This is a genomic window from Mycobacterium sp. 852002-51971_SCH5477799-a (genome assembly GCF_001667145.1).
In the GTDB taxonomy this organism is placed as follows: Bacteria; Actinomycetota; Actinomycetes; order Mycobacteriales; family Mycobacteriaceae; genus Mycobacterium.
This window is the reverse complement of record NZ_LZIF01000049.1, coordinates 1-13,210: the sequence shown is the minus strand read 5'-3', so window position 1 is coordinate 13,210 and position 13,210 is coordinate 1. Positions and strand designations below refer to the sequence as shown.

The following is a 13,210-nucleotide window of genomic DNA, read 5'->3' as shown; positions in this document are numbered from 1 at the left end:
CCCGCTCAGAATTGCGCCAGGACCGCCACGTCCGCCAACGCACAATCCGGGATGCCTTCGGCCGCGCGCAGCAGGAAGTTGAGTTTTGCGATGCGCTCACCAGACCGCGGTGCGCCATTCTTCTGAAACGGCGCCCCCAGTCCCACCGCCAGGTCCATCACCACGTCGTCGATGACGCCGCCCGAGCGTCCCGACGGGATGGCCAAAATGGCGTTGCGCCTGGCGTATTCGAAGCAATCCAGTGCCTCGGCGATCGTTCCGACCTGGTTGGGCTTCAGAATGAACCCGTCCACGGCCGACATCTCGACGGCGCGCTGCAACCGGGCGCGGTTGGTGACGATCAGGTCGTCTCCGAGGATGATCGAGCGCTGCACGGTCTGGACCGCTTTGGCGAATCCGGCCCAGTCATCCCCGTCCAGCAGGTCTTCGACGAACAGCATCGGGAACTCGTGCGACAGGGCCCGGGCATAGTCGATCAACGCCTCCGCGGTCACCCGCTCGCCATTGAAAGCGTATGTCGCAGAGTCGCTGTCGTACACCGCACTCGAAGCGCAGTCCAGGGCGAACGCCATGATGTCGGCACAGCCGGCGCGCTCGACGGCCTCGGCCAGCACCTCCAGAACGATCCGCGGGTCGCTGGACGGCGCGATGTATCCGTACGACGACGCCAGCATCGGTGCGCGACCCAGGCGCTCGGTAAGCACCTCGCCGAGCGTCTCGAACAAGCCCACGCCTTTCTCGACCGCGGATTCGATCGAGTCCGCACGATAGGGCACGACGAGGAATTCGCTGAAGGTCTGGCAGACATCGCCGTAGTGACCACCGTTGATCATGTTGAAGCTGGGCACCGGGACGGTGGCCGGTGGTTCGAGCCCGAGCAGTGCGCCGATGTAGGTGTAAGTGGGTGTTCCGGCCGCGGCGGCGGCCGCCCGCAGCAGCGCGATCGACGTGGAGTAGATCGCGTTGCCGCCGAGCCGGTGCTTGTCGGGCGTGCCGTCGAGGTCGATCATGACCCGGTCCAGGGAGCGGGGGTCGTCGAGTTCCGCGCCGATGAGGGCGGGGGCGATCTCGTCGGTCACCGCGGTCATGGCGCGGTGCACGCTCAGCCCGTTGTAGTGGCTGCGATCCCCGTCCCGCAGCACGAACGCCTCGTGTGAACCCACCGAACTGCCCGTCGGGGACGCGCCGCGACCGACAACGCCGGTGTCCGTGGTGATCTCGACCTCGAGCAGGGGCCGCGCTTTGCAGTCCAGCAGTTGGCGGGCGATGACGGATGCGATCTTCATCATCGACCTCCCGGACCCAGGGTTACAGCGTAAGACCGCAGCACTGAGAGGTCACTGAGAAGGGGCATACTAGAATTTACACAAGCTCCACCTGTGGAAAACCCTCGCGCGAGATCGAAGGAGAATCTTCATGCGGCCGGTGGTGAACCTTGATCGGTGTGAAGGCAATGCCTACTGCGTGAACATCGCGCCGAATGTGTTTCGGCTCGACGACGACGACTACGCGGTGGTCATCGCCGACCCGGTGCCCGCCGACCAGGAGGCGCTGGTCGAGAAGGCCGTCGCCGAGTGCCCACGCGCCGCGCTGTCCCGCGAGGACTAGCGCGCAGACGTCACAACGGCACCTCGGTCGGCTCGCCTCATGGTTGCGCCGACCGCGGGATTACCCGTGCTCTTCCTGGATGCCGAACGTGTTGACGGCCAACGCCAGCAAGAGGTATCCGCCGATGGTGAACGTCAGATCCATGCATTGCTGCTGGGTGAACAACTCGCTTAGCAGATCCCAGGTTGCTTGGCTGATCGTGCTGTCACCGGTGAGATCATCGACGGCGCGGATTACCGCCCGGTCGGTGTGGTCGGCGCAACGGCCGGACCGGATGTCCTCGATCTCGGATTCGGTCAGGCCGGCGCGCAGTGCGATCGGGATGTGATGCGACCACAGGTAGCCGCAATTGCTGCGATGCACCACGCGCAGCAGTGCGACTTCGCGCACCCGGGGCGACAGGGCCGATCGGGTGAGCAGATAAGCATTGAACGGCAGATAGGCCGCGGTCAGGTCGGGGTGGCGGACCATGGTCGACAAAACATTGCCCGCGCCAACGGGATTCGCCCGCTCGGCCGGGATCAGCGACGCCAGCGCGGCGCGGGCCCCGTCGTCCCACTCGTCGGCGGGCAGCGGTGTCAGGCGCAGCGGATGCTGGTCGGCCGTGGTCATGCTATTGGATCGGTTCGTCGCCGAGAACGGTGGTGCGCAGCATTTCTCGTTGTGAGGCCGGGTCGTACGGGGCGGCGCGGTGCAGCACTCCGCGGTTATCCCAGATGACGGTGTCGCCGATCGACCAGCTGTGGCTGTAGACCTTGTCCGGCACCGTGGCGCGCTCGAGAAGTTCGTCCAGCAGGGCGCGCCCCTTATCGATATCCATGCCGACGACGTAATCCGCCGAGGCGCCCAGTACTAGCGACTTGCGGCCGCTGCGGTGCGTCCACACCAAGGGGTGTTCGTGGGTGCGACGGGATCGCCAGCGCTGCACCTGTTCCGGCGTCGGATCGGGGTAGACGCGACGCTGGGAAGCCTCCAGCGAGTGCACCACACGCAGGGCGCCGAACCGCTCCTTCTCCTCGTCGGTCATGACGTCATAGGCGGCGTAGGAGTTGGCGAATTCGGTTTCACCACCCCATTCGGCCACCTGTACCGCGGACAACACGGTGGCTTTCTGCGGGCATTCGTCGCCCAGCGGTGTGCAGCCGTCGATGTGCCAGTCGAAGGTGGCCTTCAGGTAGGCGGCCGAGGCGTTCTTGGACTTGTCCAGGGTGATCGGGTAGATGCCGGCCACCGGATGGTGGCCGTCGGAGGAATGGTCGATCTCGCCGAGGCGACGGCAGAAGCCGACCTGGGCCTCCGGGTCGAGTTGCAGACCACGAAAGACCAGAACCCCGTTGTCTTCCAACGCATCCAGCACCGCCTCACCGACCGAGTCGTCGGTCGCCAGTGCGGCGGGCTCCAGGCCGGCGACCTCGGCGCCGACTGACTCGGTGAGTTTGGTGATGGTGAGCAGACTCATGGTCGGTCCTTTCGGAAAGATTGGCGTATGGTGCGCCGACGCTGGGGCGTAGCGCTTAGGGCACGGGTCCGCCGGTGCGGATCATGACGGCGTCGGCGGCGTCTACCGGGGCGGGTTGATGCATGATTTCCACCGCCATGGCGACCATGATCAGCGAATAAATCATGTGCAGCAGATTCAGTGCGTCGTCGGGCACATTGTCGAGGGGAAACTTGTCGCAGTAGTCGATCGCCTCTTCGAGGCGCGGAAAGAACGCGTCGTAAAAGTCGCGCAGCTCCGGCATCGACGCGTTAACCCGGGCGTTCCAGCGTTCGGTTTCTGTTGCCAAACACCAGGTTTGGGCGTAGTCCTCCAGCTCGGCGAATGCGCTGGGCAGCATGGGAGGCATCGTCACACGCCCACCGAATCCAGCTCGCGGCGATAGGCTTCGACCCAGTCCACGGCGACCTTGTGCAGATGGCGCACCAGGATCTCCTGGTCGTTGAGCGGGAACTCGTCGACGATGCCGTATTCCAGCGCCGCCTGCGTCCCGCCGAGCATCCCGGCGTCTTGCAGCGCAAACTCTTTCAGTACCACCGAGGCGACTTCGTGCTCGATACGCTCCCGCACCGTGCGGGCGGGATGGAAGTAGGTGTACGCCTCGAACCGGTGCGTGTTGTGCGATGTCGGCCAGTACCGGTACAGCAGATACCATCCGCCATAGATCAGAATCTCGGTGTTCGGGAAGATCTGGAAATTGCTGATGCCCCAGGGCTCGATCCCTCCCGGATTGAGGCCGGCCGGCAGTTCGCCGATGTCGGGCGTTCGCCACGGTCCCACCAACCCGCTGCGGGTGGCGCGCTCGATCGGGTACATGTATTCCGGTGGTAGCAGCCAGCGTCGCCGCCCGGCCGTGGAGACCAACCGGTGCGGCCCGTCGAGTTGGAAATGTCCGCAAGTGAATCCGGCGTTGGGGTCGCGCACCTCGGAGGGCACCTGCTGTGAGTGCAGCGAGGGCACGTGGTAGTACTCCTGGAAGGCGTCGGCGAAGATCTTCCAGTTGCTGTTGTTGTGGGCCACCCAGTCGTAGCGTTCGGTCAGCTTGCCGAACGGATAGTCATCGAGCGCGGTGATCATCGGGCCGAGGAACTCACGCAGGCTCTGGCGCGGTTCGGCGTCGAGGTTGATGAAGACGAAACCGTTCCACACGTCGCAGTGCACCGGACGCAACCCGTACTGCGCGCGATCGAGGTCGAAGAACTCCGACTCCTGCTGGACGAATTTCAGCGCGCCCTGCAGGTCATAGCGCCAACCGTGGTACTTGCAGGTGAACTGCCGACAGGTGCCGCGGGTCTGTTCACCGGGAAAGTCGTTCCACACCAACTTGTTTCCGCGGTGCCGGCACACGTTGTAGAACGCGCGGATCTGCTCGTCCTTGCCCTTGACCAGGATCACCGAGACGCCGACGACCTCGATCTCCTTGGTCAGGTAGCTGCCGACGCGCGGCAACTCCTCCACGCGGGCGACGTTCAACCACGCTCGTTTGAAGATCGCCTCTCGCTCGAGTTCGTAGAACTCCCGCGATGTCGAGTCCTTGAAAGACACGGGACCGGTGCCCAATTCGGGATAGTGCTCGGTCCAGGAGCCTTCCGGGGGCCTGCCTGCTCTGGTCATCGAATCCTCACAATCACATCACCGATCCGCCGTTGACGCCCAACACCTGGCCGGTGATGTACCTGGCTTCCTCCGAACATAAAAACCCGACGGCCGCGGCGATATCCGCGCCGGTGCCGAGGTAGCCCAACGGGATATTGCTGGCGATCTGCTCGTTGGACGGCAGGTACCCGGCGGCCTGGCCCTGATGCTGCATCGGCGTCTCGATGCCCGAGGGCGGAATGTTGTTCACCGTGATCCCGTGCGGCGCGTATTCGCGGGCCAGCGACTTGGTCAAGGTGATGACCCCACCTTTGGACGCCGCGTAGTGGGCGGCGAACGGCGAGCCACGCTGGGCGCTCGACGACGAGATCATCACGATCCTCCCCCAATTCGCCTCCACCATGTCCGGCAACGCGACCTGACAGCAGTGAAAGGTGCCGGTGAGATTGACGTCGATGATCCGCGACCAGGTTTCGGCGCTGATCTCCGAGAACGGCGAGAAGTCGAACATGCCGGCGCTGGTCACCAGGACCGTCACCGGGCCCAGCTCGCTGCGCACCCTCGCGAAGGCCTGCTCGACGGCGGGCCGATCGGTGACGTCGGCGCCCGCCCCGAGCGCGGTCACACCATTGGCCCGCAGGTCGTCGGTGACGCGTTGCGCGGCGTCCTCGTTGACGTCGAGGACCGCGACTTTGAGTCCGCGCCGGCCCAATTCATGACAGGTCGCCTCGCCCATACCCGAGGCGCCGCCGGTCACCACCGCGACCCTCGTCATTGACCCCGCTCCACCGTCGACCGCCTTCTCACTCGTAGACCACCCGCACCGTGGGGCTGGTGGGCAGGGCCTGACACGTCAACACCCAACCCTCCTCGACTTCATCCGGTTCGAGCGCGTCGTTGTTGATCATGCGGGCGCTGCCCTGCGTCAGGCGGGCCATACACGTTCCGCACGAACCGATCTCACACGAGGACGGGGCCCGCAGTCCGGCCATCCGGGCCGTCTGCAGCAGCGTGTTGCCCGCATCGTAGGACGCGGTCGTCGTAACCCCGTCCAGCACGATGGTGACCTCGTCGGTGATCACTTCCGTGGCCGGCGGCGCCGCCGCGGCAACGTCGTTCACGTCGAAATGCTCCACATGCAGACGGTCTTCCGGCACGCCCGTCGCGGAAAGGGCGGTTCGTACCGTCTCCATGAATTCGTTCGGCCCGCAGATGTACACGTCGGCCTCTGCGGCGTCTCGGACGAATGCCTCGATGTCCGCCCGGGTGACGAAACCCGTGTTGTCGTCGAGGTGATGGTGCAGCACGAAGCGATCGGCGTGCCGCGTGCGCAGCGACGCCAACGCGGCGTCGAAGATCACCGATTCACGGCTCCGGTTGGCATAGAACAGCCGCGTGGCGCGATTGCCGGACGCCAGCGCCGTACGCACGAGCGAAAACACCGGCGTGATGCCGCTTCCGCCGGCGAATGCGATCAGCTCTCGATCGTTGTCGTGCAGGACGAAGCGGCCCTGCGGTGGCAGTGCGGACAACTGATCGCCGGGTGCGGCGGTGTCGTTGAGCCAGTTCGACACCACGCCGTCGCGGTCACGTTTGACGGTGATCTGCAGATCCTCGCCCAGAGCGGGTGACGACGACATCGAGTAACACCGTCGATGCTCACGGCCGTCGACGCTCACCAGCAGCGTCAGGAACTGTCCGGCTTGGTAGCCGAACTGCTGCGCACTGCCCTGCGGGACGTCGAGGATGATCGAAACGGCGTCGCGGGTTTCGGGGACTACGCGCTTGATCCGCAGCGGCACAAAGCCATCCGGCAACGCAGCGACGTCGACACCGCCCGATCCGGCCTCGCTCACCGCGGCCGAACCGACATTCGCGGCCGCCCGAATTTCACCCATCCCGGCCACAATATCAACTACTTGCGATTAGTCTCAAGTACTAGATACAGGTGCCGCGCATCGAGGCCGGGGGTCACGCCGCTCTGGACGGCGTCAGCCGTCGACGTGATCATTGAACAGCTCATGACCGGTGCCCTTTTCGACCACGCGGCCCAGCAACTCCCGCAGGGTCCGCTGCTCTTGCTCGTTCAACACACCGAACACTTCCTGGTGTGCGGCGATCGCGTCATTGACCACCGTTTCGGCGACAGTGCGGCCCTCCCCGGTCAGGTAGGCCCGCAGGATGCGTGCGTGCTGGGGGTCTTGTTTTCTTTCCACCAGACCGCGACGCTCCAGGGCAGTGAGTGCCAGCTGGACGCCTTGCGGGCTGATCAGCAGGCGCCGCGCCAACTCGGCGCCGGACAGGCCGGGTTCGTTGGCCAGTTGGCGCAGCACGCCGATCTGGGCGGTGCTCACGCCGTGTTCGCGCATCGCCTCGTTGATGGTGGTCAGCGAATAGTAGAAGGCCTGCTTGAGCAGCCACAGGATGTTGTCGGTGAGTTCCATTCCCGCCTCCGTTACGCCGCGGGGCTTTTGTAGATCTGCCCGTTTTTCATGACAAAGCGGACGTCGAGCGTGGCGGCGATGTCCTCGAACGGGTCTCCGGGAACGGCGATGATGTCGGCCAGATAGCCGGGCGCCAGCCTGCCCAACTCGCCATCCGCCTCGATCAGCTCGGCGGCCACCACGGTGGCCGCCCGGATCGCTTGCGCGGGAGTCATGCCCCGTTCCACTAGCGCGCCGAGCTCCTTCGCATTTTGGCCATGCGGGATTGCCGGCGCATCGGTGCCGCATGCGATTCGCACGCCGGCGTCGATCGCCTTGGGCAGCATCGACTTTGCGCGCGGGAACACCTCGAGCGCCTTCGTGCGCAGCTCCGGTGCGATCCGGTCGATGGCCATTGCGTCAGTCAGATACGTGGTCGACACCAGGAACGTGCCGTGATCGACCATCATCTGAATGGTCTCGTCGCTGGCCAAAAAGCCGTGTTCGATGCAGTCGATCCCGGCGCGAATGCACGCTTGGATGGCGCTGTCCCCGACGGCGTGCGCGGCCACCCGGACTCCGGCCCGATGGGCTTCATCGGCGATCGCCGCGAACTCGGCGTCGGAGTACTGCTGGGCTCCCGGCGCGGTGCTGTGTGACATCACCCCGCCCGAAGCAGAGACCTTGATCAGCTTGGCGCCGTGCCGGATCTGGTAACGCACGCAGGCGATCACGTCGGGGACACCGTTGGCGATGCCCTCGGCCACCGAGAGCGGCATGATCCCGGGAGCCAACCGTTGGAACACCGTTGGGTCCAAGTGCCCGCCGTACGGGGTGACCGCATGGCCGGCGGGATAGACGCGCGGCCCGGTATGCCAACCCTGGTCGATGGCGCGCTGCAGCGCCACGTCGAGCAGATATCCCCCGGTTTTGACCATCAGCCCGAGATTTCGCACGGTGGTGAATCCGGCCTCCAGGGTGGTGCGCGCGTTGACCGCGCCACGCAGCGTGCGATACGCCGGGTCGTCCTGCACCCCGTGCATCGGCGACGGCAGGCCCTCCGGACCGCCGGGGCCGCCGATGAGCAGGTTGAGTTCCATGTCCATCAGGCCCGGGAGCAGGGTCACGTCGCCGAGATCGACGACGGTCGCCGAATCGGCAAGCGGCTCTTGAGGATTGATCGCGGCGATGCGTTCGCCGTCGATCACCACTACCGCCAGCGTGTGGATCTGGCCGGTCACGACGTCACCCCATCGCGCCGCGCGCAGCACGGTGGTCATGGAACGGGCTCGGACACGCAGTCCAGCGTCGATGCACCCGAATCGGGGACGCGGGGCTGTTTCCAGCATTCCACCGGGAACGACACCATGATCATCGAATAGAGCAGGTGCATCAGATTCTGGACATCGTCGGGCAGGTCGTCGAGGGAAAACTTGTCGCAGAACGTCAGGGCCTCTTCGGCCCGCGCGGTGATCGCGTCGTAGAAGGCCTTCATCTCCGTCATCGAGCTGGCCAGCCTCTTGGCGTAGCGTTCGGGTTCACTGGGCAGACACCAGTCGGAGAACCGTTCGAGATCGGCGAATTCTGGGGGCAGCATCGCCATCGCGTTCACACTCCTGCCGTAGAGGTCCGGCGATAGTCGTCGATCCAGGCCGCGGTCTCCTTGTGCAGATGACGGATCAGGACCTCCTGGTCGCAGAGCAAGAAGTCGTCGATCACTTGAGACTCGAGCATCGTCTGCGTCGCCTCCAGGGTGTTGGCGTCCTGCAGCCCGTATTCCTTGAAGGACACGGCCGCCAATTCCTGAGCCACCCGCTCGCGCGGGGTACGCGGCGCCGGGAAGTACAGCGTTCCTTCGAAAAGGTGGCTGTTGTACGACGTCGGCCAGTAGTGGTAGGTCAAATACCAACCCTGGCCCCAGAACAGGATGACGAAGTTGGGGAACAGCTGGAACGAATCGAGGCCCCATGGATCGCATTTCGCGGGGTTGAGCCCGGCCGGCATCGGCCCCAGATCCGGCTTGTCCCATGGCCCGAACAGCCCGCTCTGGCAGATGTCCTCCATCGGCTTGCGCATCTCGTCGGCCATTTCCCAGGCCCGCACCCCCGAGGTGCTGACCAACCGGTGCGGCCCGTCCAGCCGGTAGTGCGGGGCTTCAAAACCCGCCTCGGCGGCCGCCTTTGAGTACGCGGTGGGCGACTGGTTCGCATGCAGCACGGGCGCGTGATAGAACTCCTGGAAAGCGTCCATGTAGAGCTTCCAGTTCGCCTTGACTTCCGAGCGGTAGTACCAGCGGGACGTCATCTTGTCGAAGGGGTAGCCCTGCAGCCCGGCGATCATGGGCCCCAAGAACTCTCGCAGCGACTGTTCGGGTTTCTTCGCGAAGTTGACGAAGATGAAGCCCTCCCACACGTCGCAGTGCACCGGCACCAGGCCATAGCGACTCTTATCGAGGTTGAAGAACTCCTCCTCCTGCTGCACAAACGTGAGGTTGCCGTCCAGGTCGTAGCGCCAGGCGTGGTATTTGCAGGTGAACTGCCGGCACACGCCGCGCGTTTCCTCCTGCGGCATGTCGTTCCACACCAGCTTGTTGCCGCGGTGCCGGCACACGTTGTGGTAGGCCTTGATATCGCCAGATGTCGTGCGTACCAAGATGATTGAGGTGTTGACGACTTTCAGCTCCCGGGTGAGGTAACTACCCTTGCGCGGAAGCTGTTCGACGCGACCGACATTGAGCCAGGCCCGCTTGAAGATGGCCTCGCGTTCCAGCTCGTAGACCTCGGGGCTGATGGAGTCCTCGTACGACACCGGATCGGTGCCCAATTCGGGGTAATGCTCGGTCCAGCTGCCCTCCGGCGGTTTGGGGAATCGAGCCATGATCGCTCCTTATGCAGTCCAACTTGGGGAAACCTGCGTGCCCAGCCGCTCACTTCTGCATGCCCGCGCGAAACAACCACCTGCGCACCGGTTTCACCGATCCCTGAGAGCTCCGTCACGGCCGACGGTATATCCTCGACCCCATCAATAGCAAGTAGTTGATATTGACCTCGGGAGGCATTGATGGACCACAACCTCGGAGTGCGAACCGCCGCGAGCGATCGGGCGCGGCCGCAGGCCGGCGTCGTGCAGGTAATTTCACCACACACCGAGGAACTCATCGCCGAGGTCGACGCGGCCGGGCCCGACGACGTAGACGCTGCGATCGCCGCCGCGCACGCGGCCTCAGCGCCCTGGGGTCGCAGCGAGCCCAGGGAACGGATCGCCGCCATCCGGCGGCTGGCCGACATCTACGACCGACGCCGCGCCGAGATGGCCAACACCATCACCGCAGAGATCGGCGCACCGATCAGCTTCGCCCAGCGCGCCCAGGTCGGCCTGCCTGCATTCATGATCCGCGCGTTCTGCGACCTGGCCGAGAAACACCAGTGGCAGGAAACGAGGCCGGGGTTCTTCGGGAGCGACGTGCTGGTCCGCAAAGAGCCCGTCGGCGTCGTCGCCGCGATCGTGCCCTGGAACATGCCCCAATTCCTGATCGTCACGAAACTGGTGCCGGCGCTGTTGGCCGGCTGCACCGTCGTGCTCAAGCCCGCACCCGAAACTCCCTTGGACGCCCTGCTTTTAGGCGAGATGATCGCCGAAGCCGGCCTGCCGCCCGGCTTGGTCAGCGTGCTCCCTGGCGACGCCGCGCTCGGCGCCTATCTCGTTGCCCACCGCGGGGTGGACAAGGTGTCCTTCACCGGCTCCACCACAGCGGGCCGCGCCGTCGCCGCGGCCGGCGCAGCAAACCTCACCAAGGTCAGCCTCGAACTTGGCGGCAAGTCGGCGGCGCTGGTGCTCGACGACGCGGCACCCGACAAGGTCGCCGCCGGGGTGCGATCGGCCAGCCTGTCCAACAGCGGTCAGATCTGCAATGCGCTGACGCGTGTCCTGGTCCCCCTACCCCGTCACGACGAATACGTCGATGCGCTCGCCGCCGAGATGAGCGGCCTGCGCGTCGGCGACCCCGGCGACCCCGAAACTCAGCTCGGTCCCCTGGTCTCTCGTCGGCAACAACAGCGCGTGCGCGACTACATCAACGTCGGCCAGCAGGAGGGGGCCCGCTTGATCATTGGTGGCGCCGACATGCCCGGCGGACTCGACCGCGGCTGGTACGTCCAACCGACCCTGTTCGCGGCCGCCGACAATGCCATGCGCATCGCACGCGAAGAGATCTTCGGTCCCGTCATCACGGTCATCCCCTACCGCGACGAGGATGAGGCGGTGGAAATCGCCAACGATTCCGACTACGGGCTTGCCGGCTCGGTCTGGGGCGACGACACCGACCGGGCCCTGGCACTGGCCACGCGGATCCACACCGGCACCGTCGGCATCAACCAGGGCTACACCATGGACCCGTTCGCGCCCTTCGGCGGCGTCAAAGCCAGCGGTTACGGCCGAGAGCTCGGACCCGAAGGGCTCGACGGCTACCTCGACACGAAGTCGATTGCGGTCGCGGCGGGCGGCTAGGTAGCTAGCTGGCTTCGGTTGCGACGTACACGGCGACGTATCCGATGGGGATGCCGGTCCAGGTCGCGATGCATTCGCGTGCCGCCAGCTCCACGGCGGTCCGACTGCCGGCGCGGGTGGTCCTGCCGATCTCGGGAATCCGGATCAGCCATCCGTCCGCGTCGCGAGCGATGTCGATATCGAAGCACTGACCGACCATCGGACACTTCACACGGGAAGCGACCCGCTGTCGGCGGGCGCTACGCAGCGATTGACGGCGCAGCAGAGTGGGCTGAACAGACATGTCTGCTTTCGGTGAGTCGCGGACGAACCGCGGGCAAGATTAATCCGCATCCAGGCGAAAACCTAATCGGCGATCTCGGCCGGATAACGGCGACCTGTCGGCCAGGGCGGATCGCGCATCGCCACGTTGCGACGGGGCTCGACCTCCTCGTTGCGCCGGACGTTCCGAGAATGGGGCGCCCCGGGGACGCGCGGCTCAATTGCGCGCGGCTCGAAGGAACTTCGCGTGTGGGGCCGACGAGATCGAGCGCGCGGATCGGCGCGGTTGGCGTGCCCGTTGGTCACGTCGTTCGCGTGCCAACCGCGCAGCCAACGCTGCGGGTGCCCGTTATCGAACGTTGTCCCGACCCGAGGGCTGACTTGGCTTGTTGCGTTTCTCATTCCCTTGGCCGTGCCATGTCTTCCGACCGAGTATCCGACACCCGGTCCGTTGATTGCCGCAGCGATGTGATGTGGGCCACATCTGGCGATAGGATGTTGCACAGGTCACAAAGGAGGAGATTTTATGGTTGGCGTGGATCGCTCTAGGAAAGCCGTCATCGCCCCTCGTGCCGGCGCGGCCGTCAATTCACACCGCCTGCTCGTCGCCGTCCTGACCGTCACGGTGTTCATCTGCGCGATAGTGGGCGTCATCGCGGCCGCGCTCATGGGCCAAACCACCGCCGCGCTTCTGATCGCGCTGGTGGCCGGTGGGTGGTTCTCGGCCGCCGCCTTGTGCTAGCGGCGTTCGACCGGCCGTTTCTCAACCTTCGTGCGCTTCTATTCGCGCGGGTCGGCGGCGTCAAGGGAGCATTGCGGAAGCCGGCGCAGCATCTCGGGATCGCTGGGCACCCGCAGGCGGCGTAGTCCGCCCTCTTCGGCGTCGACGCCAATGGGTAACTGGTCGCCGCACTCGCTGGCGGGATCGACGAAAAGCTGCAGTTCGTCGGAGTCGACGAACAACACGGCATCATCGTGCGAAAGCCGCCACGGGTGGCCATCGGTGGGCCACCGGCCACCGATGACCCGAATCTCGCCGCCACCGCCCGTCTCGCCTTCGTCCTCTTCGGCCGTGACGCAATCGACCCACAATTTCGCCGGCACCGGACGGAAGTACACCGCGAGGCGTTGGCGGTTGAGGTCCAGGTCGATCGGCATCCCGATCGGAGGTAGCGATGTGCCCTCGGGTTGGTCGTTCAGCGATTTCTTGACCTGGCGAGAACCGACGCCCGTGCCGAACCAGTCGATGGTCAAGACGGTGGTGATGTATTGCGCGATCGCCAGGGTCAACAATCCGCCCGCCCCGGCGGCGCCAACC

Annotated in this window: 16 protein-coding genes; 3 read left to right on the top strand and 13 right to left on the bottom strand. The window is 65.3% G+C overall.

Features of this window, described 5'->3' with window-relative positions; genetic code table 11:
- Positions 1-5: 5 nt before the first annotated feature.
- Positions 6-1,289 (bottom strand): enolase, encoded by a 1,284-nt coding sequence (locus A5753_RS05650; protein ID WP_067124288.1) that lies wholly within the window; start codon positions 1,287-1,289, stop codon positions 6-8.
- Positions 1,290-1,416: 127 nt separating this feature from the next.
- On the opposite strand from A5753_RS05650, the gene A5753_RS05645 reads away from it, so the two are divergent.
- Entirely contained in the window at positions 1,417-1,608 is a 192-nt protein-coding gene (locus A5753_RS05645) for a ferredoxin (protein WP_067124286.1), read from the top strand.
- A gap of 60 nt (positions 1,609-1,668) precedes the next feature.
- Here the strand turns inward: A5753_RS05645 and A5753_RS05640 are convergent, their stop codons facing one another.
- From A5753_RS05640 to A5753_RS05595, 10 genes are all read right to left on the bottom strand, one after another.
- Positions 1,669-2,220: a carboxymuconolactone decarboxylase family protein gene (locus A5753_RS05640; protein ID WP_067124284.1), complete on the bottom strand. Its 552-nt coding sequence runs from the start codon at positions 2,218-2,220 to the stop codon at positions 1,669-1,671.
- Between the two features lies 1 nt (position 2,221).
- Positions 2,222-3,067: a TauD/TfdA family dioxygenase gene (locus A5753_RS05635; RefSeq protein WP_067124282.1), complete on the bottom strand. Its 846-nt coding sequence runs from the start codon at positions 3,065-3,067 to the stop codon at positions 2,222-2,224.
- Between the two features lie 55 nt (positions 3,068-3,122).
- Positions 3,123-3,461, bottom strand: a complete 339-nt coding sequence (locus A5753_RS05630) for a hypothetical protein (protein WP_067124280.1) — start codon at positions 3,459-3,461, stop codon at positions 3,123-3,125.
- A complete protein-coding gene (locus A5753_RS05625; protein ID WP_067124278.1) occupies positions 3,458-4,720 on the bottom strand; it encodes an aromatic ring-hydroxylating dioxygenase subunit alpha in 1,263 nt (420 codons plus the stop codon). The genes A5753_RS05630 and A5753_RS05625 overlap by 4 nt, the downstream gene beginning before the upstream one ends.
- A gap of 13 nt (positions 4,721-4,733) precedes the next feature.
- Complete coding sequence (locus A5753_RS05620; RefSeq protein ID WP_067124276.1) at positions 4,734-5,477, bottom strand: SDR family NAD(P)-dependent oxidoreductase; 744 nt, start codon at positions 5,475-5,477, stop codon at positions 4,734-4,736.
- A gap of 28 nt (positions 5,478-5,505) precedes the next feature.
- On the bottom strand, positions 5,506-6,600 hold the full coding sequence (locus tag A5753_RS05615) for a ferredoxin--NADP reductase (protein ID WP_082971181.1): 1,095 nt from the start codon (positions 6,598-6,600) through the stop codon (positions 5,506-5,508).
- Between the two features lie 93 nt (positions 6,601-6,693).
- Positions 6,694-7,146, bottom strand: coding sequence for a MarR family winged helix-turn-helix transcriptional regulator (locus tag A5753_RS05610; protein ID WP_065056314.1), 453 nt, complete (start codon positions 7,144-7,146; stop codon positions 6,694-6,696).
- Positions 7,147-7,157: 11 nt separating this feature from the next.
- Entirely contained in the window at positions 7,158-8,405 is a 1,248-nt protein-coding gene (locus tag A5753_RS05605; RefSeq protein ID WP_067124274.1) for an amidohydrolase family protein, read from the bottom strand.
- A complete protein-coding gene (locus A5753_RS05600) occupies positions 8,402-8,737 on the bottom strand; it encodes a hypothetical protein (RefSeq protein WP_197694594.1) in 336 nt (111 codons plus the stop codon). The genes A5753_RS05605 and A5753_RS05600 overlap by 4 nt, the downstream gene beginning before the upstream one ends.
- On the bottom strand, positions 8,734-10,002 hold the full coding sequence (locus A5753_RS05595) for an aromatic ring-hydroxylating dioxygenase subunit alpha (RefSeq protein ID WP_067124272.1): 1,269 nt from the start codon (positions 10,000-10,002) through the stop codon (positions 8,734-8,736). The genes A5753_RS05600 and A5753_RS05595 overlap by 4 nt, the downstream gene beginning before the upstream one ends.
- A 183-nt stretch (positions 10,003-10,185) precedes the next feature.
- Between A5753_RS05595 and A5753_RS05590 the strand changes: the two genes are divergently transcribed.
- Positions 10,186-11,631 (top strand): aldehyde dehydrogenase, encoded by a 1,446-nt coding sequence (locus A5753_RS05590; protein ID WP_082971180.1) that lies wholly within the window; start codon positions 10,186-10,188, stop codon positions 11,629-11,631.
- Positions 11,632-11,635: 4 nt separating this feature from the next.
- Here A5753_RS05590 and A5753_RS05585 read toward each other — a convergent pair whose 3' ends face one another.
- Positions 11,636-11,830 carry a long chain fatty acid-CoA synthetase Faa4p gene (locus A5753_RS05585; RefSeq protein ID WP_067124270.1) on the bottom strand — a complete coding sequence of 65 codons (195 nt, stop codon included), beginning with the start codon at positions 11,828-11,830 and terminating at the stop codon, positions 11,636-11,638.
- A 588-nt stretch (positions 11,831-12,418) separates the two neighbouring features.
- On the opposite strand from A5753_RS05585, the gene A5753_RS05580 reads away from it, so the two are divergent.
- Positions 12,419-12,634 carry a hypothetical protein gene (locus A5753_RS05580; RefSeq protein ID WP_067124268.1) on the top strand — a complete coding sequence of 72 codons (216 nt, stop codon included), beginning with the start codon at positions 12,419-12,421 and terminating at the stop codon, positions 12,632-12,634.
- Between the two features lie 38 nt (positions 12,635-12,672).
- Here the strand turns inward: A5753_RS05580 and A5753_RS24525 are convergent.
- On the bottom strand, positions 12,673-13,210 hold a 538-nt coding region (locus A5753_RS24525), incomplete at its 5' end, for a hypothetical protein (RefSeq protein WP_197694593.1).

What these genes read in the sequence shown, in the direction of transcription:
- A5753_RS05650 (WP_067124288.1), bottom strand. Translation starts at nt 1,289, where the DNA reads ATGATGAAGATCGCATCCGTCATCGCCCGCCAACTGCTGGACTGCAAA.
- A5753_RS05645 (WP_067124286.1), top strand. Translation starts at nt 1,417, where the DNA reads ATGCGGCCGGTGGTGAACCTTGATCGGTGTGAAGGCAATGCCTACTGC.
- A5753_RS05640 (WP_067124284.1), bottom strand. Translation starts at nt 2,220, where the DNA reads ATGACCACGGCCGACCAGCATCCGCTGCGCCTGACACCGCTGCCCGCC.
- A5753_RS05635 (WP_067124282.1), bottom strand. Translation starts at nt 3,067, where the DNA reads ATGAGTCTGCTCACCATCACCAAACTCACCGAGTCAGTCGGCGCCGAG.
- A5753_RS05625 (WP_067124278.1), bottom strand. Translation starts at nt 4,720, where the DNA reads ATGACCAGAGCAGGCAGGCCCCCGGAAGGCTCCTGGACCGAGCACTAT.
- A5753_RS05620 (WP_067124276.1), bottom strand. Translation starts at nt 5,477, where the DNA reads ATGACGAGGGTCGCGGTGGTGACCGGCGGCGCCTCGGGTATGGGCGAG.
- A5753_RS05615 (WP_082971181.1), bottom strand. Translation starts at nt 6,600, where the DNA reads ATGGGTGAAATTCGGGCGGCCGCGAATGTCGGTTCGGCCGCGGTGAGC.
- A5753_RS05610 (WP_065056314.1), bottom strand. Translation starts at nt 7,146, where the DNA reads ATGGAACTCACCGACAACATCCTGTGGCTGCTCAAGCAGGCCTTCTAC.
- A5753_RS05605 (WP_067124274.1), bottom strand. Translation starts at nt 8,405, where the DNA reads ATGACCACCGTGCTGCGCGCGGCGCGATGGGGTGACGTCGTGACCGGC.
- A5753_RS05595 (WP_067124272.1), bottom strand. Translation starts at nt 10,002, where the DNA reads ATGGCTCGATTCCCCAAACCGCCGGAGGGCAGCTGGACCGAGCATTAC.
- A5753_RS05590 (WP_082971180.1), top strand. Translation starts at nt 10,186, where the DNA reads ATGGACCACAACCTCGGAGTGCGAACCGCCGCGAGCGATCGGGCGCGG.
- A5753_RS05585 (WP_067124270.1), bottom strand. Translation starts at nt 11,830, where the DNA reads ATGGTCGGTCAGTGCTTCGATATCGACATCGCTCGCGACGCGGACGGA.
- A5753_RS05580 (WP_067124268.1), top strand. Translation starts at nt 12,419, where the DNA reads ATGGTTGGCGTGGATCGCTCTAGGAAAGCCGTCATCGCCCCTCGTGCC.